Origin of the sequence: Nocardiopsis sediminis, from assembly GCF_042650565.1 — a bacterium.
GTDB lineage: Bacteria > Actinomycetota > Actinomycetes > Streptosporangiales > Streptosporangiaceae > Nocardiopsis_B > Nocardiopsis_B sediminis.
In genome coordinates, this window is the sequence record NZ_JBHSBH010000014.1 from 1 (window position 1) to 22235 (window position 22235).

Annotated in this window: 19 protein-coding genes and 1 tRNA gene; 6 read left to right on the forward strand and 14 right to left on the reverse strand. The window is 70.2% G+C overall.

The features are described 5' to 3' along the window. From ACFOVU_RS21685 to polA, 6 genes are all read right to left on the reverse strand, one after another. Nucleotides 1–1132, reverse strand: a 1132-nt coding sequence (locus tag ACFOVU_RS21685; RefSeq protein ID WP_378536499.1) for a DUF222 domain-containing protein, incomplete at its 3' end; no start/stop codon positions are given. Between the two features lie 350 nt (nt 1133–1482). Further along, nucleotides 1483–2115 (reverse strand): dephospho-CoA kinase, encoded by a 633-nt coding sequence (coaE, locus tag ACFOVU_RS21690; protein ID WP_378536501.1) that lies wholly within the window; start codon nt 2113–2115, stop codon nt 1483–1485. 86 nt (nt 2116–2201) lie between these two features. After that, on the reverse strand, nt 2202–2702 hold the full coding sequence (locus tag ACFOVU_RS21695) for a GNAT family N-acetyltransferase (protein WP_378536503.1): 501 nt from the start codon (nt 2700–2702) through the stop codon (nt 2202–2204). 278 nt (nt 2703–2980) lie between these two features. After that, complete coding sequence (rpsA, locus tag ACFOVU_RS21700; RefSeq protein ID WP_378536505.1) at nt 2981–4486, reverse strand: 30S ribosomal protein S1; 1506 nt, start codon at nt 4484–4486, stop codon at nt 2981–2983. A gap of 554 nt (nt 4487–5040) precedes the next feature. Next, entirely contained in the window at nt 5041–5472 is a 432-nt protein-coding gene (gene arfB / locus ACFOVU_RS21705; protein WP_378536507.1) for an alternative ribosome rescue aminoacyl-tRNA hydrolase ArfB, read from the reverse strand. 208 nt (nt 5473–5680) lie between these two features. Then, nucleotides 5681–8446, reverse strand: a complete 2766-nt coding sequence (gene polA, locus ACFOVU_RS21710) for a DNA polymerase I (RefSeq protein WP_378536509.1) — start codon at nt 8444–8446, stop codon at nt 5681–5683. 154 nt (nt 8447–8600) lie between these two features. On the opposite strand from polA, the gene ACFOVU_RS21715 reads away from it, so the two are divergent. The 3 genes from ACFOVU_RS21715 to ACFOVU_RS21725 all read left to right on the forward strand — a co-directional run bounded on the left by ACFOVU_RS21715 (nt 8601) and on the right by ACFOVU_RS21725 (nt 11538). Continuing rightward, a complete protein-coding gene (locus ACFOVU_RS21715) occupies nt 8601–9017 on the forward strand; it encodes a PaaI family thioesterase (protein ID WP_378536779.1) in 417 nt (138 codons plus the stop codon). Between the two features lie 107 nt (nt 9018–9124). Continuing rightward, the gene (locus ACFOVU_RS21720) at nt 9125–9907 is read left to right on the forward strand and encodes a DUF554 domain-containing protein (RefSeq protein ID WP_378536511.1); all 783 of its coding nucleotides are present in this window, start codon (nt 9125–9127) and stop codon (nt 9905–9907) included. 401 nt (nt 9908–10308) lie between these two features. Next, nucleotides 10309–11538, forward strand: coding sequence for an ABC transporter substrate-binding protein (locus ACFOVU_RS21725; RefSeq protein ID WP_378536513.1), 1230 nt, complete (start codon nt 10309–10311; stop codon nt 11536–11538). Between the two features lie 89 nt (nt 11539–11627). Here the strand turns inward: ACFOVU_RS21725 and ACFOVU_RS21730 are convergent, their stop codons facing one another. From ACFOVU_RS21730 to ACFOVU_RS21750, 5 genes are all read right to left on the reverse strand, one after another. After that, the gene (locus ACFOVU_RS21730; protein ID WP_378536515.1) at nt 11628–12473 is read right to left on the reverse strand and encodes an ABC transporter ATP-binding protein; all 846 of its coding nucleotides are present in this window, start codon (nt 12471–12473) and stop codon (nt 11628–11630) included. Continuing rightward, on the reverse strand, nt 12470–13351 hold the full coding sequence (locus tag ACFOVU_RS21735) for an ABC transporter ATP-binding protein (RefSeq protein ID WP_378536517.1): 882 nt from the start codon (nt 13349–13351) through the stop codon (nt 12470–12472). The genes ACFOVU_RS21730 and ACFOVU_RS21735 overlap by 4 nt, the downstream gene beginning before the upstream one ends. Beyond that, a complete protein-coding gene (locus tag ACFOVU_RS21740) occupies nt 13341–14327 on the reverse strand; it encodes a branched-chain amino acid ABC transporter permease (RefSeq protein WP_378536519.1) in 987 nt (328 codons plus the stop codon). The genes ACFOVU_RS21735 and ACFOVU_RS21740 overlap by 11 nt, the downstream gene beginning before the upstream one ends. A 13-nt stretch (nt 14328–14340) precedes the next feature. After that, on the reverse strand, nt 14341–15783 hold the full coding sequence (locus tag ACFOVU_RS21745) for a branched-chain amino acid ABC transporter permease (RefSeq protein ID WP_378536520.1): 1443 nt from the start codon (nt 15781–15783) through the stop codon (nt 14341–14343). A 369-nt stretch (nt 15784–16152) separates the two neighbouring features. Then, a complete protein-coding gene (locus ACFOVU_RS21750) occupies nt 16153–16725 on the reverse strand; it encodes an ANTAR domain-containing response regulator (protein WP_378536781.1) in 573 nt (190 codons plus the stop codon). 145 nt (nt 16726–16870) lie between these two features. On the opposite strand from ACFOVU_RS21750, the gene ACFOVU_RS21755 reads away from it, so the two are divergent. From ACFOVU_RS21755 to ACFOVU_RS21765, 3 genes are all read left to right on the forward strand, one after another. Continuing rightward, a tRNA-Leu gene (locus tag ACFOVU_RS21755) sits at nt 16871–16943 on the forward strand. Nucleotides 16944–17109: 166 nt separating this feature from the next. After that, on the forward strand, nt 17110–17835 hold the full coding sequence (locus tag ACFOVU_RS21760) for a transcriptional regulator (RefSeq protein WP_378536522.1): 726 nt from the start codon (nt 17110–17112) through the stop codon (nt 17833–17835). 243 nt (nt 17836–18078) lie between these two features. Then, nucleotides 18079–19026 carry a DUF1266 domain-containing protein gene (locus ACFOVU_RS21765; RefSeq protein WP_378536523.1) on the forward strand — a complete coding sequence of 316 codons (948 nt, stop codon included), beginning with the start codon at nt 18079–18081 and terminating at the stop codon, nt 19024–19026. 96 nt (nt 19027–19122) lie between these two features. Here ACFOVU_RS21765 and pyk read toward each other — a convergent pair whose 3' ends face one another. The 3 genes from pyk to ACFOVU_RS21780 form a co-directional block, all read right to left on the reverse strand. Continuing rightward, nucleotides 19123–20553 (reverse strand): pyruvate kinase, encoded by a 1431-nt coding sequence (pyk, locus tag ACFOVU_RS21770; protein ID WP_378536525.1) that lies wholly within the window; start codon nt 20551–20553, stop codon nt 19123–19125. Between the two features lie 71 nt (nt 20554–20624). After that, entirely contained in the window at nt 20625–21179 is a 555-nt protein-coding gene (locus ACFOVU_RS21775; protein ID WP_378536526.1) for a type 1 glutamine amidotransferase domain-containing protein, read from the reverse strand. Between the two features lie 152 nt (nt 21180–21331). Beyond that, a complete protein-coding gene (locus tag ACFOVU_RS21780; RefSeq protein ID WP_378536528.1) occupies nt 21332–22219 on the reverse strand; it encodes a prenyltransferase in 888 nt (295 codons plus the stop codon). Nucleotides 22220–22235 lie beyond the last annotated feature (16 nt).

Consider the following 22235-nt stretch of genomic DNA (forward strand, 5'->3'; position numbering starts at 1 on the left):
GCCCGTGCCCCGGGATCTCCCCCAGGCTCCGCGACTCGCTCCCGCCCATCTCCGTGGGCAGCGCCGACAGCGGGATGATCACGTGCAGCTTCCCCACCGGCGAGAACGGTGCCGGGTTCGGGGCCGCCATCCCGGGGATGACCACCTGCCCCCGACCCCGGTCCTGGTCCTCGCCCTGCGCCTGGCCGGGGGTGCGGCCGCAGGCGGCGCACCGGGCGGCCGAGGCACTCGCGGCCTGCTCGGCGTGTTCTGCTCCGGTGTCCTCGACGCCGTGCTCGGCGGCATCGGCCGGGATCTCCAGCCCCAGGGTGAGGGGCAGGCGCCCCAGCAGCAGGCCCACGGCGATGTCGGCGCGGATCTGGTCCTGGGTGACCGTCTTGGTCCAGTGGTCCGTGTTCTGAGCGCCGGGGGCATCGGCGCGCAGGGCGCGGGCGATGGCGCCGATGCGCTGCTCGACGGCGAGGGCGTCGGTGGTGTCGATGTCGGTGATCTCGACCGAGCCGGTGCCGAAGTGGTGGGTGTCGCCGTGGTCCACACGGAGCTGGCGGTGGGCGATGGTGCGGGCTTTGCGCTCCTCGGCCTTGGCGGGGTCGAGTTCCGCGACGGTCTTCTTGGCGAGGTTGGTCAGCGCGCGGCCGGACTTGTCGCCCATCTTGTGGAGCATGCGGGTGGCGTAGGCGGCGGTGGTGGCGGGGTCCCAGTCCTCGGGGGCGGCCTCGCAGATCACGCGGGTGCGGTACTCGTCGATGTCGCCTACCACCAACGCCTCACGCACGGCGGGGAAGGTCTCACCCAGGCGCTGGGCGTGGGTGAGGCGGGCGTAGGCCAGGCCGGGCGGGATGCCGAGTTCGCAGCCGATCTCGGCGGCGGCGTCCTCCTCGGCGGAGACCTGCAGGGCGGGCGGGGCTTCCTTCTCCCGGGTGCGGGCGAAGGTGGCCATGGCGTCGAGCTGGAAGGCCTCCAGCCACCGCTTGCAGGTCTCGGCGCGGACGATGAGGTCGAGCTGTTCGTCGCCGGTGAGGGTGGCGGTGTCGAGGGTGAGCATCCACTCCGGCATAAGGCCACCGGCCAGCGGTTCGGGCTGGTCGGTGGTCACCTCCTCGCGGAGGGCGGTGGTGGGGGGAGTGCTCATGACCTCATTCTATCGAACACCTGTTCGCAACACAAGGAGTCATTTCATGGTTTCTCTGGGTGGTTCGTGCTGATCAGGCGCAAACCCGGGCACGGGCGGCACCCCCACCAGGGCCCACCGGGACGCCGCCGCCCGGCTGCGGCCCTTCCACCCACCACCCGCCGGAGCCGCCCCGGCCCGCACCCCCACGCACACCGGCCACCCGACCGCCGAGCGGGGCCCACTGCTCACCGTCGCTGCCCGCTTGAACGGCAACCCCGCGACCACCCGGACCGGTCCGCGCCACCCCGAACCCCCACCCGCCGTCGCCGCCCGCCGTAACACCAACCACCGGCCACGCGGCCACGCGGTCACCTGGCAGGCGAATCGGGCCCCTCGGTGCGGGCTTCACCGGCCCGGCGCTCAAGGTCGGTCCATACCTCCTCGACCCGGCGGTCCAGATCGGCTTCGGTTCCGGAGTTGTCGATGACGATGTCGGCCGCGGCGAGGCGGTCCTCGCGGGTGGCCTGGGCCGCTATGCGGGCGCGGGACTGGTCGACGGGCATTTTGCGGCCCTCGCGCAGGCGCTCGATGCGGACATCCTCCGGGGCGTCGACCACGATCACCAGGTCGTAGAGCGGGCCCAGGCCGTTCTCCACCAGCAACGGGACGTCGTAGACGACGACCGACCCGTTCGGGGCGGCGGACATCAGCTCTTCGGTGCGTTCCGCCACCCGCGGGTGCACGATGGCGTTCAGCCGGGCCAGCTTGGCGTCGTCGGAGAACACGATCTCGCCCAGCCGTGGCCGGTCCAGCGCCCCTTCGCGCGTCAGAACGCCGTCGCCGAACTCCGCGACGATCTCCGCCAAGGCCGGGGTTCCGGGTTCGACGACCTCGCGGGCGATCCGGTCGGCGTCGACGACCACCGCGCCGTGCTCGGCGAGCCGCCGCGACACAGCGCTCTTCCCGGAGCCGATTCCCCCGGTGAGTCCCACACGCAACATGGGACAGACCCTACGCTCCCCCGGCCCCACCGGCCGCACGCGCCGGCGTCATACACCGGTGCCTCCGGCCGCACGCCGCCCGCGTCCTACACCGGTGCCGCCGGTTCGGGAAGCTGCCGACGCAGGTGGACCGTCGTCAGATGGTCGGCGATGCGCTCGCGGCTGGTCTCCACGTACCCCAGCGACCGGTACAGCCTCAGGTCGTCGCCGCCCGACTGGCCGGCGAACAGCGCCAGGGCGCGCACCTCGGGGAAGTGCGCCACGACATGCTCCTCCATGGCGGTCAGCAAGGCGCGGGCGATCCCCTTGCGACGCTGGTCGGGAACGACCGCGAGGCGGTTCACCAGGAACGTGGGGCCGGTGCTGCGCCCGCGCACGGTGCCGACGATCCGGGCACCGGATACGGCCTTGAGCAGCGGAAACCCGGCCGAGATGTGGCCGGTGACCTGCTCTTGCGTCTCGGTGAGGGGGGCTATGTAGGGGTCGCCGTACGCCTGGGCCTCGTCCAGGTAGGCGGCCCGCTGCACGGTCCAGATCTCACCGATGTCGGCGGCCTCGGCGGGGGCGATGTGCAGCGTCCTGCTCATGGCGGCTCCGGCTCCGGTCGTGGCCCGTGTCCCTATATCCCCGTGGCCCGTGTCCCTGTCCCCTGGCCGCCGCCCCAGTCGCCCATGGCAGCACATGGCAGTGCATAGCGGCGCAGGGCAGCGCAGGGCAGCGCATGGCGACGGTGGCCGCGAGGCCCGTCCCTGCCGACCATAGCGAAGGGCCGCCCCCCTTTCGGGGAGCGGCCCTCAGCGATTCGCGCCCGGACCGGCGGCCGACCGGCCAGGGCCGGTCGCACCGCCGTGCGGTGGAGGGGAGGCTACTCCCCGCCGCCCGCGAGCTTCTCGCGCAGCGCGGCCAGCGCCTCGTCGGAGGCGAGGGCACCGCCCGTGGAGCCGGAGTCGGCGTTGCCGCCACCGGAGCCGGAAGCAGAGCCGGAACCCGCGGTCGACGCCGCCTCGCTCTCGAACGGCGGCTCCGCAGCGGCCTCGGCCTCGGCGGCCTGGGCCTCCTCGACCTGCTTGCGGTGCGCCTCGAACCGGGCCTGGGCGAGAGCGTACTGCTGCTCCCACTCCTCACGCTCGGCCTCGAAGCCTTCGAGCCACTCGCCGCTGTCGGGGTCGAAGCCCTCGGGGTACTTGTAGTTGCCCTGCTCGTCGTAGTCGGCGGCCATGCCGTACAGGGTCGGGTCGAAGTCGACCTGGTCGGGCGAGACGCTCTCGTTCGCCTGCTTCAGCGAGAGGCTGATGCGCCGGCGGTCGAGGTCGATGTCGATGATCTTGACGAAGATCTCGGTGCCCACCTGGACGACCTGCTCCGGGATCTCCACGTGGCGCTCGGCCAGCTCGGAGATGTGGACCAGGCCCTCGATGCCCTCCTCGACGCGGACGAACGCGCCGAAGGGAACGAGCTTGGTGACCTTGCCGGGGACGACCTGCCCGATCTGGTGCGTACGGGCGAACTGCTGCCAGGGGTCTTCCTGCGTGGCCTTGAGGGACAGGGAGACGCGCTCGCGCTCCATGTCGACGTCGAGGACCTCGACGGTGACCTCCTGGCCGACCTCCACGACCTCGCTCGGGTGGTCGATGTGCTTCCAGGAAAGCTCCGACACGTGGACCAGACCGTCGACCCCACCGAGGTCGACGAAGGCGCCGAAGTTGACGATGGAGGAGACGACGCCCTTGCGGATCTGACCCTTCTGGAGGGTGTTGAGGAAGGTCTGGCGGACCTCCGACTGGGTCTGCTCGAGCCAGGCGCGGCGCGACAGGACCACGTTGTTGCGGTTCTTGTCGAGCTCGATGATCTTGGCTTCGAGTTCCCGGCCGACGTAGGGCTGGAGGTCGCGGACGCGACGCATCTCCACCAGGGAGGCGGGGAGGAAGCCGCGCAGGCCGATGTCGAGGATGAGGCCGCCCTTGACGACCTCGATCACGGTGCCGGTGACGACGCCGTCCTCTTCCTTGATCTTCTCGATCGTGCCCCAGGCGCGCTCGTACTGCGCGCGCTTCTTGGACAGGATGAGGCGGCCTTCCTTGTCCTCCTTCTGGAGGACCAGGGCCTCGACGTGGTCGCCGACGGTCACGACTTCGCCGGGGTCGACGTCGTGCTTGATCGACAGCTCACGCGAGGGGATCACACCCTCGGTCTTGTAACCGATGTCGAGCAAGACCTCATCTCGATCGACCTTCACGATGGTGCCCTCGACAATGTCACCGTCGTTGAAGTACTTGATGGTCTCGTCGATCGCTGCGAGGAAGGCTTCCTCGGACCCGATGTCGTTGACCGCTACCTGGGGTGTCGAGGTGGCCTCGGTGCTGCTCGTCATGTGTGGGTGGACTCCGGACACGGATGGATGGAAATTGGCGCGCCGCGGAGTCGAGCGAACGACGGCGGGCCATCCGGATCACAGAGCGGGCGCCGAGATAACGACATCGCGGCGTGCCCTCGGAGTATCCGAAGTACCGACCGGATCGCCGCGCCCACCCGACAAAAGACAGCCGGTCGAGGTAGCGGGGCAGTCTGCCACACCCGGCACGGTTCCAGGGTCGAGTTGCGCACGCGAGTCCACAACGCTCCGGCCAGAATATGAGACCCGGGCGTCTAGGTCAATCGGAATCCGCACAGCCAAAGCGACCAGGGCCGGCTTCGACGCATCCTACTCCGGGGTCGCCCTCCTACGGTAAGGGGGTTGAGCCTGCATTCAACGGAGGATCCGGTGCCGCGTGTCGCGGCGCGGTCATCGATTCGATCGTGGATCCGGCAGTGGGTCCGACGGATGGACCGGCAGTGGGTCGGGCGGCGGGCTCGGCACGGAATCTGCGGGGAGGCCGCCCGGGTCCCCAAGGATATCCATCATCGGAACCGTCCGGAAATCGTGAATCAGTCGTCGAAGCGGCGCGATCGCGAACGCTTGAGGTCGGACCGGCGACGCTTGCCGTCGAGCCGCCGTTCGCGCGCTCCCCGGCTCGGCTTGGTGGCCCGGCGCGTCCGCGGCCCCGGTGCGACGGCCTCGGAGATGAGCTCGGTCATCCGCTGACGGGCGAGGTCGCGGTTGCGGGCCTGCGAGCGGTGGTCGCTGACGGTCACGGTGAGCACGCCGTCGACCAGCCGGGTCCGGAGGCGCTGGAGCGCGCGTGCGCGCTGGTCGTCGGTGAGCATCGAGGTGGCTGCGAGGTCCAGGGAGAGCGATACGCGGGTATCGGAGGTGTTGACGTGCTGGCCACCGGGGCCTCCGGAACGCGAGAAGCGCCAGCCCAGCTCGTCCTCGGGCAGGAAGAGGCGGACACATCCGCGTGATGAACGCGTCGGCATCTCCGGCTCCTCCCCCTCGGTGATTCTCCGGGCCCCTTGACCGGTTCCGTGTCCTCGGTCCTTGCGTGCTGTCCCGGCTCCCGGTCCCGGATTCTGGTCCCGAATTCTGGCCGGGATTCCGGTCCCGGCACCCGCAACGACCGTCCGCCCCCGCCTATTCCGGCGGCGCCGCGGCCGCTCGTCGCTCCGCCGCTCGTCGCCCGGCCGATCAGTGCGCGGCGTCGTGCCAATCGCGCCCGAGGCCGACCGACACGGCCAGCGGCACACGCAGATCATAGGCGCTCGCCATCCGATCCGACACCAGTTTGCGTACCGGATCGATCTCGTCGGAGGGCACCTCCAGCACGAGTTCGTCGTGGACCTGGAGCAGGACGCGGGCGGTATGCCCCGACTCGCGCAGGCCGGCGTCGACGTTGAGCATGGCGACCTTGATGATGTCGGCCGCCGACCCCTGGATGGGTGCGTTCAGCGCCATGCGCTCGGCCATCTCGCGCCGCTGCCGGTTGTCGCTGGTGAGGTCGGGCAGGTAGCGCCGGCGCCCGAGCATGGTCTCGGTGTAGCCGTCGCGCCGGGCCTGCTTGACGATGTCCTGGAGGTAGTCGCGGACGCCCCCGAACTGGGCGAAGAAGTCCTCCATGAGGCCCTTGGCCTCCTCGGGGGTGATCCCGAGCTGCTGGGAGAGCCCGTAGGCGCTCAGCCCGTAGGCCAGCCCGTAGTTCATGGCCTTGATACGGGCGCGGGCCTCGCCGTCGACCTCGTCGATGCCGGTCTTGAACACGCGCGCCGCGATCTCGGCGTGGAAGTCGTGCCCGGTCTGGAAGGCCTCGATCAGCGCGGCGTCCTCCGACAGGTGCGCCATGATGCGCAGTTCGATCTGGCTGTAGTCGGCGGTGAGCAGCTGGTCGTAGCCCTCCCCCACGACGAACGCGCGCCGGATGCGCCGCCCGGCGTCGGTCCGCACGGGGATGTTCTGGAGGTTGGGCTCGGTCGAGCTGAGGCGGCCCGTGGCCGCCACGGTCTGGTTGTAGGTGGTGTGGATGCGGCCGTCGTCGGCGATGGTCTTGATCAGGCCCTCGACCGTGGTCCGCAGCCGGGTCTGGTCGCGGTGGCGGAGCAGGATGACGGGGAGTTCGTTCTCGGTGCGTTCGGCCAGCCACGCCAGCGCGTCGGCGTCGGTGGTGTACCCGGTCTTGATCTTCTTCGTCTTGGGCAGGTCCAGCTCCGTGAAGAGGATCTGCTGCAACTGCTTGGGCGAGCCGAGGTTGAACTCGCGGCCCACGACCCGGTGGGCTTCGTCGACCGCCTGGCGCTGGGCCGCGGCGAACTCGGCCTCGAGGCCGTCGAGGTAGGCGCGGTCGGCGGCGATGCCGGTGCGCTCCATGGCGGCGAGCACCCGCACGAGGGGCAGTTCGACCTCGTGGAGCAGTTGCCGCCCGCCGCGCTTGTCGAGGTGGGTGTCGAGGCCGTCGGCGAGGTCGAGGGTGGCGCGGGCGCGCAGGGCGAGGTCCTGGCGCGCCGCGGAGTCGTCGTCGCCCTCGCCGGTGATGTCGAGGGTAAGCTGCGCGCCGTCGCCCTGCGGCTCGGCGAGTTCGCGGCCGAGGTAGCGGCGGCACAGGTCGGCGAGTTCGAACTTGCGGGCCCCGGGCTGCACGAGGTAGGCGGCGAGCGCGGTGTCGCTGGTGACGCCGTGGAGCTCCCAGCCGTGGGCGGTCATGGCCAGCAGCGGGCCCTTGGAGTCGTGCAGCGCCTTGAGGCGGGCGGGGTCGGCCAGCCAGGCGGCGAGGGCGGCTTCGTCGCCGGGGTCGAGCCGCGAGGGGTCGATGTAGGCGGCCGCGCCCGAGTGGGTCGCGATCGCCAAGGCGGTGATCTCGCCGGTGCCCCGGCCCCATCGCCCGTCGACCGCGAGGCCGGTGCGTTCGGGGCCGGATGCGGCGTCCGCCAGCCACGCGGCGAGTTCGCCGGTGCCGGGGACGGTGAGGTCGACGGCGAATCCCTCCTCGGGGGCCGCCGACGCGGGGGCGCCCGTGGCCTCGGGCAGCACCGAGAACAGGCGGTCGCGCAGGGTGGAGGCGAACTCCAGGTCGTCGAAGAGGGTGTTGATGGCGTCGCGGTCGGCGTCGCGCCGCGTGAGCTCGGCGACCTCGGGTTCGATGCCGACCTCGGTGTCGAGCCGGTTGAGCTGCTGGTTGCGCAGCACGGAGTCGAGGTGGTCGCGCAGGTTCTGGCCGGCCTTGCCGGGGATCTCATCGACGTGGGCGACGAGTTCGTCGAGGGAGCCGTACTTGGTGATCCACTTGGCGGCGGTCTTGGGGCCCACGCCAGGCACGCCCGGCAGGTTGTCGGCCTTCTCGCCGACCAGGGCGGCGAGGTCGCGGTAGCGCTCGGGCGGCACCCCGTACTTCTCCTCGACGCGGTCCGGGGTCATCCGGGTGAGGTCGGAGATGCTCTTGCCGGGGTAGAGGACCGTGCAGGAATCGGTGACGAGCTGGAAGGCGTCGCGGTCGCCGGAGGCGATGAGCACCTCCATCCCGTGGTCGCGGGCGCGCGAGGCCAGGGTGGCGATGACGTCGTCGGCCTCGAAGCCCTCGACGGAGACACTGGTCACGCCCATGAGGATGAGCAGCTCCTGGACGAGGCCCACCTGCGAGGGGAACTGCTCGGGGGTCTCGGAGCGGCCGGCCTTGTACTCGTCGTAGGCCGCGTGCCGGAAGGTGGGGCCCGACAGGTCCCAGGCGACGGCGATGTGGGTGGGCTGCTCATCGCGCAGCAGCTTGATCAGCATCGAGGTGAAGCCGTAGACCGCGTTCGTGGACTGCCCACTGCTGGTGCCGAACTTCTCGACGGGCAGCGCGAAGAACGCCCGGAAGGCCATGGAGTGGCCGTCGAGGAGCAGCAGGCGCTGACCGCCGGCGCCGCCTTCGGACACGGGGGTGGACGGGGTGGTCTGCTCGGGGGTCACTGGTGTCGTCGCCACATGGGAATCCTAGGATGCCGTACGGACTTTTTCGCGGTCCTCCGGCGGACGACGCCGGTGTGACCGGCCGATGAGCCCGGCACCCGCCGCCGGAACGCCGCGCCCGCCGCGCCCGGCGGCCGCCGGGATCCACCCGATGAGAGCAGGTTCACTGATGACGCTGGACGCCGAAGGACTGGCCGAGCTCATGGGCACCGCCGACGCCGGTGGCGGGCTGGGCACGCGCATGGGGCTGGAGATCCTGGAGGCGTCGGCCGAGCGGGTGGTGGGGCGCATCCCGGTCGAGGGCAACACCCAGCCCTACGGCCTGCTGCACGGCGGGGCGTCCTGTGTGCTGGCCGAGACACTGGGGTCGGTGGGTTCGGCGATCCACGCCGGCAAGGGGCGCATCGCGGTCGGCATCGAGATCAACGCCACCCACCACCGCAGCGCCACCTCGGGGCACGTCACGGGGGTCGCCACAGCGGTCCACCGCGGCCGGACGGTGGCGACCTGGGACATCGAGATCACCGACGACGACGGCAAGCGCGTGTGCACGTCGCGGCTGACCTGCCTGCTGCGCGACGCCTGAGCCGCGCCCCGCGCCGGGACGCCTGAGCCGGGAACCCCGGACCGACCGCCTGAGCCGCGACGCCGAACCGAACCGCCTGAATCGACCGAGGGACCGAGGAAACGCCCATGCCCGGGATCGGGACACTCATCAACGTCGCGACGATCGTCGCCGGGGCGGGCATCGGCCTCGCCCTGGGGCACCGGCTCCCGGAGCGCACCCGCGAGATCACCACCGTCGCACTGGGCATGGTCACGCTGCTCGTCGCGGCGCTGAGCGCCATGGAGGTCACGTCGGCCGCCCTCGTGGCGGCGGTGGGCGGCTCGGCTCCGGTGCTCATCGTCCTCGCCTCGCTGCTGATCGGCGGCATCGCCGGGTCCCTGCTGCGCCTGGAGGACCGGCTGGCGGACCTGGGCGGGCTGGTGCGCCGCCTCTTCACCCGCTCCCGGGTGGCCGTCGGCGCCGGCGGCGGGCCCGAGGGCACCGCCGCGCCCCAGGAGGGCGCGCACCGGTTCGTCGAGGGGTTCGTGAGTTCGTCGCTGGTGTTCGTGGTGGGCCCGTTGGCGATCCTGGGGGCGATCAGCGACGGGCTGGGCAACGGGATCGACCAGCTGGCGCTGAAGGCGACGCTGGACGGGTTCGCCGCCATCGCCTTCGCGGCGGGGCTGGGCATCGGCGTCATGGCCTCGGCGGTGCCGGTGCTGGTCTACCAGGGCGCGTTCACCGTGCTCGGCGTCGCCCTCGGCAACTTCCTGCCGGAGGCGTCGGTCGACGCCCTGACGGCGACCGGCGGGCTGCTGCTGGTGGGCGTGGCTCTGCGGCTGCTGCGGATCCGCTCGCTGCCGGTCGCCGATCTGCTGCCCGCGCTGCTGGTGGCGCCGGTGCTCACCGCGGTGGTCGCCGCGTTCTGAGCCCGCCGGAAGCGGAGGGCTTCTCGTCCGCCCCGGCGCAACGCCGGAATTCCTGGCGGCCCCCATGAAGATGCGCTTAACGCGACGGCAACATCGGCCGCGCGCCGCGGCCGCGCACGCACCGTGAACACAAAGAGCAATTCACGGCGGACGGTCTGTTAGATACCCTCCTGAGCTGGTGTTTTCCCGGAAAGAATGACTACGGAGAGATAACGGCATGAACCCGACTCGGCACCGACATATCCCGCTATCTACCGAATGATGATGGTTGGGGATTAAGCTCCGCTAATGCACGTGGTTAAGCGGGCGATCATCGTTCGCACGCCATCACGCCGCGACGTATTCCCCCAGCGCTACCGAGCCCTCCAGCGCTACCGAGCCGGTTGAACGGAGAGACCTCAATGCCGAGCAAGAAGGCCCTCAGCCTCACCGCGACGGCCGCGGCCATCGCCCTTGGATTGACAGCCTGTGGCGGCGACACCGGCGGCGGCGGGGAGGGCGAGCCCCTCCAGTACGGATACATCCTCCCCGAGACCGGCGACCTCTCCCACCTCGGCCCGCCGCAGATCAGCGCGGCGCAGTACGCCCTCTCGGAGATCAACGCCGCCGGCGGCGTCCTCGACACCGAACTGCCCGACTTCCTCGCCGGTGACGAGGCCAACGACGCCGCCCAGGCCAACGACGCCGCCAACCGGCTCGTCGACCAGGACGCCGACATCATCATCGGCGCCGCCGCCTCCGGCATGACCCAGGCCGTGATGGACACCGTCACCGGCGCCGAGGTCGTCCAGTGCTCCGGCTCCAACACGGCCCCCGGCCTCGCCGAGGAGGACGAGAGCGGCTACTACTGGCGCACCGCCCCCAGCGACAACATGCAGGGCCCGGTCCTCGCGGAGAAGATCGCGAGCGACGGCCACCAGTCGGTCGCCATCACCTACCGCGCCGACGACTACGGCGAGGGCCTGGCCAACGCCGCGGCCGACGCGCTGGAGGAGAACGGGATCGAGGTCGTCTACCAGGAGGGCTACGACCCCAACTCCAGCAACTTCGACTCGGTGGTCGGCGAGATCAGCGGGGCCGACGCCGACGCGGTCGTCCTGGTCTCCTTCGAGGAGGGCGTGCAGATCATCACCGGCCTCATCGAGGGCGGGGTCGAAGCCGCCCAGATGTACGGCACCGACGGCCTGAACGACGAGACCCTCGCCGAGAAGGTCGACGCCGAGGACCCGGGCGCCATCGAGGGCTTCCAGGGCACCGCGCCCGACACCGGTGCCGAGGGGTTCGTGGACGACCTGACCGCCTTCGACGAGGACCTGGAGGTCCTCCAGTTCGCCGGGCAGGTCTTCGACTGCACGATCATCACCGCGCTCGCCGCCGAGCAGGCCGGGAGCACCGAGCCGTCGGAGTTCGTCAACGAGATCGAGGCGGTCTCCAAGGAGGGCACCGAGTGCTCGACCTTCGCCGAGTGCCGTGACCTGATCGCCGAGGGCGAGGACATCGACTACCAGGGTGTCAGCGGGCCGATCGACTTCAACAGCGAAGGCGACGTCACCTCGGCGACCTTCCAGATCTACGGCTACGACGCCGAAGGCGTGCACAGCAAGCTGGACGCCATCACGGTCACCGGGTAGTAGGTAGCAGTAGCCCCAGGGAAACGCAGTGGGGGGCCGCCCAGCCGGGCGGCCCCCCATTTTCGTGCTTGCTCGCGTTCCTGCGCCGGTCAGCCGGCCTTGGCGAGGGTACCCAGGTACAGCTCCACGACATTGGGGTCATCGAGCAGGTCGCGCCCGCTGCCGGTGTAGGCGTTGCGGCCCTGGTCGAGCACGTACCCGCGGTCGCAGATCTGGAGGCAGCGCCGCGCGTTCTGCTCCACCATGATGACCGAGACACCGGTGGAGTTGATCTGCTTGACCCGCTGGAAGACCTCGTCCTGGAAGATCGGGGACAGCCCCGCGGTCGGCTCGTCCAGCAGCAGGACCGACGGCTCCATCATCAGCGCCCGCCCCATGGCGACCATCTGCCGTTCGCCGCCGGACAGTGCGCCCGCCTTCTGCTTGCGGCGCTTCTCCAGCAGCGGGAACAGCTCCGCGACGGCGGCCAGGCGGTCCCGGAAGGTCTTCGGGCGCAGGAACACGCCCATCTCGAGGTTCTCCTCGACCGTGAGGCTCGGGAACACGTTCTGGGTCTGAGGGACGTAGCCGACCCCGCTCGACACCAGCTCGTGCGCGCTGTGGTTGGCGATGCTCTCGCCGCGCAGGGTGATGTCGCCCTCGCGCACCTGGATCAGCCCGAAGATGGTCTTGATCAGCGTGGACTTGCCGGCCCCATTGGGGCCGATGATGCCCACGACCTCGCCCTCGCGCAGGGTCAGCGTGCACCCGTTGAGGATGTTCACTTCGGGGACGTAGCCGGCCTTCACCTCGTCGGCGATCAGCAGGTACTGCGACCGGTCGCCGATGGCGTCGGCGTGGGCGTGCTCGAGCACCTCCTCCCGGGCCTCCTGGAGGGCGCTCGCGGGGGCCGGGGTGCTCCCGGTATCCCCCGTACCACTGGTGTCGTCGCTCATGACGTCTCCTCCGTCCCGGCGGGCTCATCGTGGTGGGCGCCCAGGTAGGCGTCGATGACCTGGGTGTTGGAGCGGATGTCCGCCGGGCGGCCCTCGGCGATCACGCGGCCCTCGGCCAGGACCACGATCCAGTCGCTGATGCCCATGATCACGTCCATGTCGTGCTCCACGAAGAGCACGGTCATCCCCTCGTCGCGCAGGGACGTGATGTGCCCCAGCAGCGACTGCACCAGCGCGGGGTTCACGCCGGCCATCGGCTCGTCGAGCATCACCATGGACGGGTTCACCATGAGCGAGCGCGCCATCTCCAGCAGCTTGCGCTGCCCGCCGGAGAGGCTGCCCGCGAGGTCGTCGCGCTTGGCGTCGAGCTTGAACCGCCGGAGCAGGTCCATCGCCCGTTCACGGTTGACCGACTCCTGGCGGCGCCACACCGGGCGCGCGAACGCGCCGGCGAACCGCTCGCCGGACTGACCCGGCGCCGCGAGCAGCATGTTGTCGAGGACCGTCATGCGGGTGAGGGCCTTGGTCAGCTGGAACGTGCGGACCATGCCCTGGCGGGCGACCTTGTGCCCGCTCAGGCCGTTCACCGCCCGGCCCTGGAACGACCACGTGCCCTTGTCCACCCGGTCGAACCCGGTGAGCAGGTTGAACAGGGTGGACTTGCCCGCGCCGTTGGGGCCGATGAGCGCGGTGATGGTGCCGCGCTGCACCTCCAGGTGGTCGACGTCGACGGCGGTCAGCCCGCCGAAGGAGCGGCGGACGCCGTCGGCCTTCAGGATGGCGTCGGGCTTGGCGACGCCGGGAACGGGCTCGACCCCGGCCATGCGGTCCACGGGCGCCTGCGCGCCCGGGGCCGCGGCGTTCGCGTCACTTGACATTGACCAGCATCTCCTTGCGGTTTCCGATGAGCCCCTGCGGCCGGTAGACGATCAGCAGCAGTAGCGCGATGCCGACGAACGCGTGCCGCAGCGCTCCGATGTCGGAGCTGCCGAGGAAGCCGAGGACGCCCATCGACGACAGCGACCGCAGCGTCTCGTCGAACGCCGTGAGCAGGAACCACATCACCACCGGGCCCAGCACCGGGCCCCAGGTGGTGGCGGCCCCGCCGAGTAGCAGCATCGCCCACAGGTAGAACGTCACCTGCGGCATGAACTGGTCGGGGGTGATGTTCTGCTGGTGCAGCGCGATCATCGCGCCGGCCAGGGCGCCGAAGACGCCGCCGAGGACCAGGGACTGCATCTTGTAGGCGAAGACGTTCTTGCCGAGGCTGCGCACGGCGTCCTCGTCCTCGCGGATGCCCTTGATCACGCGGCCCCAGGGGCTGTGGATCAGCAGCGCGGTCACGGCCAGCGCGCACGCCGCCAGGCCCCAGGCCACCAGCATGAGCCAGGCCTGGTTCGCCGAGAAGTCGACGTCGCCGAGCCCGTAGGAGCCCGGCGGGATCGGGTTGGCGTCATAGAAGCCGTCGGCGAAGCTCTGGCGCCCGTACACGCCGCCGGTCACCGGGCGGGCGAACTCGGCGCGGTAGAGCAGGCGCAGCACCTCGGCGACGGCGATGGTCGCGATCGACAGGTAGTCCGCGCGCAGCCGCAATGTCGGGATGCCCAGCAGCAGGGCGAGGACGGCCGCGCAGCCGATGCTGGCGAGCAGCCCGACCCACAGCGGGAGCTGGAAGGTGGTCACCGACACTGCCACGCCGTAGGCGCCCACGAGCATGAAGCCGACCTGGCCGAAGTTGAGCAGGCCGGTGTAGCCGAAGTGCAGGTTGAGTCCGATCGCCGCGAGCACGTAGACGGCCGCGACCGGCCCGATCGCCGTCTCCAGGGACATGGCGAGGATGTTGAGAATGTCCATCGTCGTGTCTCCCCTAGCCGACCCGTTCGCGACGGCCCAGGATGCCCTGGGGCCGCACCAGCAGCACGACGATCATGATCGCCAGCGCCCAGGCGTTCATCAGCTGCGGCGAGAACCACAGCGTCGACAGTTGGGCGATCAGGCCGATCGCCAGGCCGCCGACCATTGCGCCGTAGGCGGTGCCCAGGCCGCCCAGGATCACCCCGGCGAACATCAGCAGCAGCAGGTGGAAGCCCATCTGCCAGTACACGGTCTGGTTGAGGCCGAGCAGCACGCCGCCCAGCGCCGAGAGCGCGCCGCCCAGGCCCCAGACGTAGAGGGTGACCCGGTTGACGTCGATGCCCGACGACTCGGCGAGGTCGCGGTTGTCGGCGACGGCGCGCATCGCCTTGCCGATGCGGGTGAACTGGAGCATGCTCGCCACGACCACCAGGACGGCGATCGAGACGACGAGGATGCCGAAGTCGCGCGGGGTGATCGACACCGGTCCGAGGTCCCACATCTCCTGGATGCGGAACTGCTCGTACTTGTTGCGCCGCGCCCCGAAGGTCACCAGCAGCAGGTGGCGCAGGATCAGCGAGACGCCGATCGTGACGATGAACATCTGGATGAGCGCGACGTTGCGGCGCCGCAGCGGGCGCCAGAGGAACCGCTCCAGCAGCAGGCCCAGGAGGCCGCCGAAGACCACCGCCACCACGGTGGCGAGGATCAGCGGGTTGGCGAGCAGGCCGAGCACGGGGATGCCCTCGAACACCTCGTGGATCGACGAGAACAGCGTCATCGTCGAGAACATCATCGCGATCATCGCGCCGAAGGTGACCATGTCGCCGTGGGCGAAGTTGATCATCTTGGTGGTGCCGAAGATGAGGGACAGGCCGACCGACGAGATCGCGATGATCAGGCCGAAGATGACGCCCGCGAGCGCGAGCTGTGCGGCGCGCTCACCGAAGGGGGTCCCGGCGCTCACGCCCGGCACCGCCTCGACGACGCCCTCTTCGCCCGCGGAGTCGTCGCCGGAGGCGCCGCCCTCCTCGTCGTCCTCGGAGGGGGAGGAGCTCGGCGACTCCTCGACGGCGCCCTGTCCGGCCGGCGCGAGCCGGTAGACGACGGCGAACGGCTGGCCCGCCCGGACCGTCACGTCCCGCTCGGCGCCGGCGGGACGCTCCAGCAGGTCGTATTCCTCGGGTATGGACTCCTGGTCCAGGACCACGTGGTAGTCCCCTGCTTCGGGGACCTCCACTTCCCAATCGCCGCCGGAGTCGGTGGTCGCCGAGCCGATCTCCTCGTCGCCCTGGGTGACGGTGATGTCGATGCCCTCGACACCTTCATCACTATCGGGGACCCGGATCTGGCCGAAGAGCGACTCACCGCCTGGGGCGTCTGCTGCCGCGGTCCCCGGGATCGCCACGATGGCGGCGATCACGGCGAGCAGCACAGTCACGAGGCGTGTGCGCACGCGCGCTCCTTGCGCATCTCAGAATCGACGGTCCGAGCGAAGGGTGAAACGCCCGAAACCTCGGTTTGCTGGTTGATGGCGCAACTTTAGCCCGGTTTACCCCGATCCTTCAGCAGTCCTAAAGCCACGTGACCCAAACGTCATTGCTTCGTGCATCTGGGCGCGCATTTGTGATTAAATCGGGACATTTTGCTGGTTGACGGCGCCCCGGGTGCGCCTCGGTCGGCCACGCACCGCACACGAGAGCCACGGGAAGCCACACGATGTCACGCGGAACAACAACCGGACCCGCCGCCGATCGGACGATCGGCGGCGGGTCCGGGGGCATCCGCCCCTTGGGACGGCTGTGGAACGGCTGCTGCTGGAAGGTTACTGCTGGGGCGGCTCGCTCAGCGTCTCGACGACGGTCTCGGCGACCTTGCGCATGGTCAGGCGGCGGTCCATCGAATTCTTCTGGATCCAGCGGAACGCCTCGGGCTCGCTGAGGCCGTGCCGACTCTGGAGCAGCCCCTTGGCGCGCTCGACGAGCTTGCGGGTCTCCAAGCGTTCCTGGAGCCCGCTCACCTCGGCCTCAAGCGCGGCGAGCTCGGCGTAGCGGCTCACGGCCATCTCGATCGCCGGGACGAGGTCGGCCTTGTTGAACGGCTTCACGAGGTAGGCCATCGCCCCCGCGTCGCGGGCGCGCTCGACCAGTTCGCGCTGGGAGAACGCGGTCAGGATGACCACGGGCGCGATTCTCTCCCCCGCAATGCGCTCGGCGGCGGACAGCCCGTCGAGGACGGGCATCTTGATATCGAGGATGACGAGGTCGGGCCGGTGCTCGGCGGCCAGCCGGATGGCGGTCTCACCATCGCCGGCCTCGCCGACGACGGCATAGCCGTCCTCCTCCAGCATCTCCTTGAGGTCCAGCCGGATCAGCGCCTCGTCTTCCGCGATCACCACGCGGCTCTGCGTCGTCGTCACGTACATGAGGGTACCGAGATCCGTTAGGATACAGAGCATCGGCTACCCGAACGGATCCAACGCGTAACGCGGCCCGGTCGCTATTCGTTACATTGAGTCCGACCGCCGGGCGGCTTCACCGACAGCCCTGGTATTCCAACGGCAGAGAAGATGTGCTCAAACCACATACAGTGTGGGTTCGAATCCCACCCAGGGCACCTGAACCGCGTCTGTTCGCCTGATTCGCCACCCCGCTACTTCCGCATCAGGGCGTCATCCACAGATTCGTACATGCGATCGCCTTAGCGCATCTCCCTGCATGACACTTATGACATGTACCCCCCACATGTCCGCCGCGAAGCGGTCTCGCTACTCGATTCGGGCTTGACCTACAGCGAGGTCAGCCGTCGCACACGCATCAATCGATCCGCCCTCCGCGAGTGGGCACGCAACCGTGACCTGGTCGACAAGTACGAGGGCCCGGGCGACTGCGTTCGCTGCCACCCCCTGCCTGGTCTCCCCCACCCAGAGGGTGCCTACAGCTACCTGCTGGGCCTCTACCTCGGGGACGGATACATCAGCTACGTGGGTGACCGCAAGAAAAGGGTTTGGGCCATGCGCATCGCCTGCGCGGACGCCTGGCCGGGGCTGATCAGCGAATGTGTTGACGCCCTGAAGTCGCTCCGGCCAGGACACCCCGTCCACGTCACAAATCGCATCGGCTGCAAAGACGTGAGTGCCCAGTGGAAGCACTGGCCCTGTTACTTCCCGCAGCACGGCCCCGGCAGGAAACACACCCGGCGAATCGAGCTGGCCCCATGGCAGGACGACATAACCCACCGTCACCCTCGGTCCCTGCTCCGGGGGCTCTTCCACTCCGATGGCTGCCGCTTCACCAACCCTGTCCGCCGCAAGATCGCGGGTGAGTGGCGGCACTACGAGTACCCGCGCTACTTCTTCACGAACGAATCCCAGGACATCCTCGGCATCTGCACTCGCCATCTCGACCAGCTCGGCATCGAGTGGAAGATGACCCGCCGCAACAATGTGTCCGTCGCCCAGCGAGCCTCCGTCGCGTTGCTCGATGAGTTCATCGGGCCCAAGTACTGAGGCCCCGGTTCCGCCCGCGCGCGGGCCTTCCCGCTTCATCGCCGGGTTTTCGTTGGCGCAATTGCAGCTCATCGGGCTCCGCGGTCACATCACGGCTACAACCTGAGCACAACCCGTGGGTTTGGGCACCGGGAACGGCGGGGGTCGCCGATGCTGGGAATCCGGGAGTGTTCCGGGCGGTGGCGGCGTCGGTCTCTTGTGACCTGTTCCCGCCGTCGCCGCCCGTGGTGAAAGGGGTGTCGGGTGCTCACCGCGGTGGCCGGGGTCGTCGGGGTGCTGACGATCGCTGCGTGGGCGGTCGTGGCCTGGGGCGCCAAACGGCGCGACCCGTGGCTGATGGCGCCCCTCGCTCTGGCGATCGTGGTCCTGGTCGCCGTCGGCGAGGCCGGCTGGGCGTTCCTGCCGATCCTGCTGCTGGCGGGGGGCTCGTTCGCCCAGCTCGTCATCGGGGCGCGCGAGGCGCCGGCGCTGCGCACCAAGGACCCCGACGGCCCGCTGAGCACCGAACGGTGGGCGGCGGCGGTCGCCGCACCGTTCCGGGTCGCGCTCGCCGAGCCGTGGGACGTCGTCGTGCGTCCGCAGCTGCGCCGCCGCTACCGGCAGGTCTTCGCGCTGGAGTGGGAGATCACCGACCGCGCGTCGCTGCTGGCGACCGTCGACCGGCTCTGGGCGGAGCTGCACGCCGGGCAGAGCGCCGACCTGGTGGTGGACCTGCGCACCGGTACGGCGCGCAGCCGCGCGACCGGGGGTGCAAGCGCTGAGACGGCGTCCCTGCTGCTGACGCCCGCGCAGGTGGCGCGGATGCGCGAGGTCACGGGTGCCGATTCCGCCGACGAGACCGTGGTGATCGGCGCCTACCAGTGGTGGAAGTCGGTGCACTTGATCCGGCTGGCGTGCGGCGGGGCCACGCTGGACTGGCTGAGCCAGGCCGAGACCCAGAACCTTTTGCGCCGGGTGGCCACCGATCTGCAACGGCGCTACGCGGGCTGGCAGCAGCTGGCCGAGGCGTTCCACGGCGGCTACCTGCTGTGGCACGGGGGCGGGTCCGATGATGCGGCGTCGGACCGGGTCTGGACCGCGCTGGGCCTGCTGACCAGCGACCCTGCGAGCCCGTGGAACCTGCTGCCGTGGGACATGCCCCTGGAGCGGGTGCCCTATGAGAACGGCGTGTCCAACGCCCAGCCGCAGTAGCCGCTGCACGCGGCCCGCGCGGGGGGCGGCCGTCAGGAGGCCCCTCCCCGGGTCAGCGCTTGCGCGCTTCCCGGGGCTCGGGGCCTGGAGGACGTGTCACTTGCCGTGGGCGATCGCGTCGCCGATGCGGTGGACCCGCAGTGAGTTGGTGGAGCCGGGTGTGCCGGGCGGGCTGCCCGCCACGATGACGATCTTGTCACCCTTCTGGTAGATCCCCAGCTCGAGGAGCTGGCTTTCGACCTGGCGGACCATTTCGTCGGTGTGGTCGACCCAGGGCACGCAGTGGGTCTCGACGCCCCAGGTCAGGGAGAGCTGGGCGCGCGTGGCCGTGGTGGTGGTGAAGGCCAGCAGCGGGATGGGCGAGCGGTAGCGCGCCAGGCGCCGGGCGGTCTCCCCGGACATGGTGAACGCGACCAGGGCCTTGGCGCCGACGGTGGCTCCGACTTCGGCGGCGGCGCGGGCGATGGCCCCTCCCGTGGTCTCGGGGACCCGGTTGAGGATGTGCGACGCGCGCAGTGATTCCTGCTCGGCCGCGGCGACGATGCGCGCCATGGTGCGCACGGTCTCGGTGGGATAGCTGCCGACGCTGGTCTCGCCCGAGAGCATGACGGCGTCGGCGCCGTCGAGGACGGCGTTGGCGACGTCGGAGGCCTCGGCGCGGGTGGGCCGCGGCGAGCTGATCATCGACTCCAGCATCTGGGTGGCGACGATGACGGGCTTGGCCTTGTCCCGGCAGCGCTCGATGGCGCGCTTCTGCACCATCGGGACGTTCTCGAGCGGGAGTTCGACGCCGAGGTCGCCGCGGGCGACCATGACGCCGTCGAACACCTCGATGATGTCCTGGAGGCGCTCGACCGCCTGTGGCTTCTCGATCTTGGCGATGAGCGGGACGCGCACGCCCATCTCGTCCATGATGCGGTGGACTTCGTCGGCGTCGGCGGGGCTGCGCACGAACGACAGCGCCACCATGTCGACGCCCTGGGCGAGGGCCCAGCGCAGGTCCTCCTCGTCCTTGTCGGTGAGCGCGGGCACGCTGACCGAGACGCCGGGGAGGTTGAGCCCCTTGTGGTTGGAGACCGGGCCGCCGAAGACGACGCGCGTCTGGACGTCGGTGCTGGTGGTCTTGGTGCATTCGAGGACGACGCGGCCGTCGTCGATGAGCACGCGGTCGCCGGGGCGGACGTCGCCGGGGAGGCCCTTGTAGGTGGTGGACACCTTGTGTGCGTCGCCGACGACGTCGTCAATGGTCACGGTGAACTCGTCGCCGGGCGCGAGTTCGACGGGGCCGTCGGCGAAGGTGCCGAGGCGGATCTTGGGGCCCTGGAGGTCGGCGAGGATGCCCACGCTGCGCCCGCTGTCCTCGGCGGCCGCGCGGACGTGCTCGTAGTTGGAACGGTGGTCTTCGTGCGTTCCGTGGCTGAGGTTGAGTCGCGCCACATCCAGCCCGGCGTCGACGAGTTCGCGGATGCTCTCCGGACTCGACGTGGCCGGACCGAGGGTCGCGACGATTTTTGCTCGACGTGTCACGGTTAACACTCTAGGGCTTGTGGATGGTGGAATGGTCTAAACCAGGTTGCGACCAGGCATACGCGGGGCCGCTACTTGGCGAACGCCTCGACTGCTGCCCGGTCGAATGCGGGCAGGTCAGCGGGTTTGCGACTCGTGACGAGGGTGTTGGGGCCCATGGGGCAGACGACGACCTCCTCGTCGACCCACTCGCCACCGGCGTTGGCGATGTCGGTGGCCAGACTGGGGTAGGACGTCATGTGCCGGCCGTCGACCGCGTCGGCCTCGACGAGCGTCCACGGGGCGTGGCAGATGGCGGCCACGGGCTTTCCGGTGTCGAAGAAGCCTTTGACGAAGGCCACGGCGCGGGGGTCGGTGCGCAGGTGGTCGGGGTTGGCGACCCCGCCGGGCAGGATCAGCCCGCTGAAGTCGGCGGCTTCGACGTCGTCGAGGGTGTCGTCGACGGGGAACGTGTCGGCCCGGTCGAGGTGGTCGAACATCTGGATCCGCCCGCCCCGGGTCGAGACGAGCCGCGCCTCCCCTCCGGCGTCACGCACGGCCTGCCAGGGGTCGATCAGCTCGACCTGCTCGGTCCCTTCGGGCGCGGCGAGGAAGGCGATGGTCTTGCCGGTGAGATCTGCGGCCATGGGGTTCACATCCCTCTCCGTATCGCTGCGGCCGGCCTCCTCGATATCGGAAGCCGTTCCGATCCCACTGCCCACGGGGGCCGCTGTTACGCGTCCCGGGCGCACGGGGCGTGGGTGCGCCCGGTCGGCGGCGTTCCGGCGGTGCGGGCCGGTCAGGCCGGGGGGCCGCTTGCTACTCGGCCGTAGGCGCGTAGGACGAGGAGGTTGTGGATCGTGAGGATGCCGCGCCAGTCGGCCCTGGCGCTGTCGGTCCAGCAGTCGCCCTCGACGTCCCATCCGCCGTCGGGGAGCTGGCGGCGTTCCAGGGCGTCGAGGTGTTTGGCGATCTCGGCGTCGGTGAAGAGCCGGCGGGCCATCAGCTCGGGCGCGGTGGCGATGTCGAGCGGTTTGTGCGCGTGGCCGGTGGCGTCGGGGTCGAGTTCGATGACGGCGCGGATCATCGGGGCGAGCCGGGCGAACTCGGCCTCGGCGCGCCGGCGGTCGGGCGCGTGCTGGAGGAACGTGGTCACCGCGATCGCCTCGGCGGGGTCGGTCCAGTGCAGGGCGCCGATGCGGGTCCAGCAGAAGGCGGTGGCGCGGTCGCGCCAGGCCCCGCTGATGTGGCGCTTGTGCAGGAGGCCCGCGATGGCGGCGGTGGGGTGCAGGGCCCCGCCGAAGTCGTCGGCGGCGCGCCATCTGGGTGCGGCTTCGGTATGGCGCACGGAGGGGAGCACCCAGGGGACGCCCCCGTTGGGGTGGCTCACGCTGGTCAGGTACCGGCAGATGCCGGCGCTGAGGGCCTTGGGGAGGGGGCCGAGTTCGTCCAGGTAGCGCAGGGCGAACTCCACGGCGGCCGGCTGGCTGCCGTGGCCGCGGATGTCGGGTTCGAGGCCGTTGCCGTAGCCGCCGTCGATGTTGCGGTAGGACTCCAGGGCCGTGTGGATCGGACCGGTGGGGCCGCTCTGGAAGTGGTACGCGAACCGGTGGCGGTCGATCAGCCGTGCGTTGCGCGAGATGAAGTGCTCCGCGGTGCGGAGGGCTTCCGAGGTCACCATGGTCATATGTCGAAGTTACGCC

Bases quoted from the DNA above. Each gene is read 5' to 3' on its own strand.
- arfB (WP_378536507.1), bottom strand. From the start codon at position 5,472: ATGCCGACGCGTTCATCACGCGGATGTGTCCGCCTCTTCCTGCCCGAG.
- ACFOVU_RS21720 (WP_378536511.1), top strand. From the start codon at position 9,125: ATGCCCGGGATCGGGACACTCATCAACGTCGCGACGATCGTCGCCGGG.
- ACFOVU_RS21715 (WP_378536779.1), top strand. From the start codon at position 8,601: ATGACGCTGGACGCCGAAGGACTGGCCGAGCTCATGGGCACCGCCGAC.
- ACFOVU_RS21695 (WP_378536503.1), bottom strand. From the start codon at position 2,702: ATGAGCAGGACGCTGCACATCGCCCCCGCCGAGGCCGCCGACATCGGT.
- ACFOVU_RS21775 (WP_378536526.1), bottom strand. From the start codon at position 21,179: ATGGCCGCAGATCTCACCGGCAAGACCATCGCCTTCCTCGCCGCGCCC.
- coaE (WP_378536501.1), bottom strand. From the start codon at position 2,115: ATGTTGCGTGTGGGACTCACCGGGGGAATCGGCTCCGGGAAGAGCGCT.
- rpsA (WP_378536505.1), bottom strand. From the start codon at position 4,486: ATGACGAGCAGCACCGAGGCCACCTCGACACCCCAGGTAGCGGTCAAC.
- ACFOVU_RS21780 (WP_378536528.1), bottom strand. From the start codon at position 22,219: ATGACCATGGTGACCTCGGAAGCCCTCCGCACCGCGGAGCACTTCATC.
- ACFOVU_RS21740 (WP_378536519.1), bottom strand. From the start codon at position 14,327: ATGGACATTCTCAACATCCTCGCCATGTCCCTGGAGACGGCGATCGGG.
- ACFOVU_RS21730 (WP_378536515.1), bottom strand. From the start codon at position 12,473: ATGAGCGACGACACCAGTGGTACGGGGGATACCGGGAGCACCCCGGCC.
- ACFOVU_RS21725 (WP_378536513.1), top strand. From the start codon at position 10,309: ATGCCGAGCAAGAAGGCCCTCAGCCTCACCGCGACGGCCGCGGCCATC.
- ACFOVU_RS21735 (WP_378536517.1), bottom strand. From the start codon at position 13,351: ATGTCAAGTGACGCGAACGCCGCGGCCCCGGGCGCGCAGGCGCCCGTG.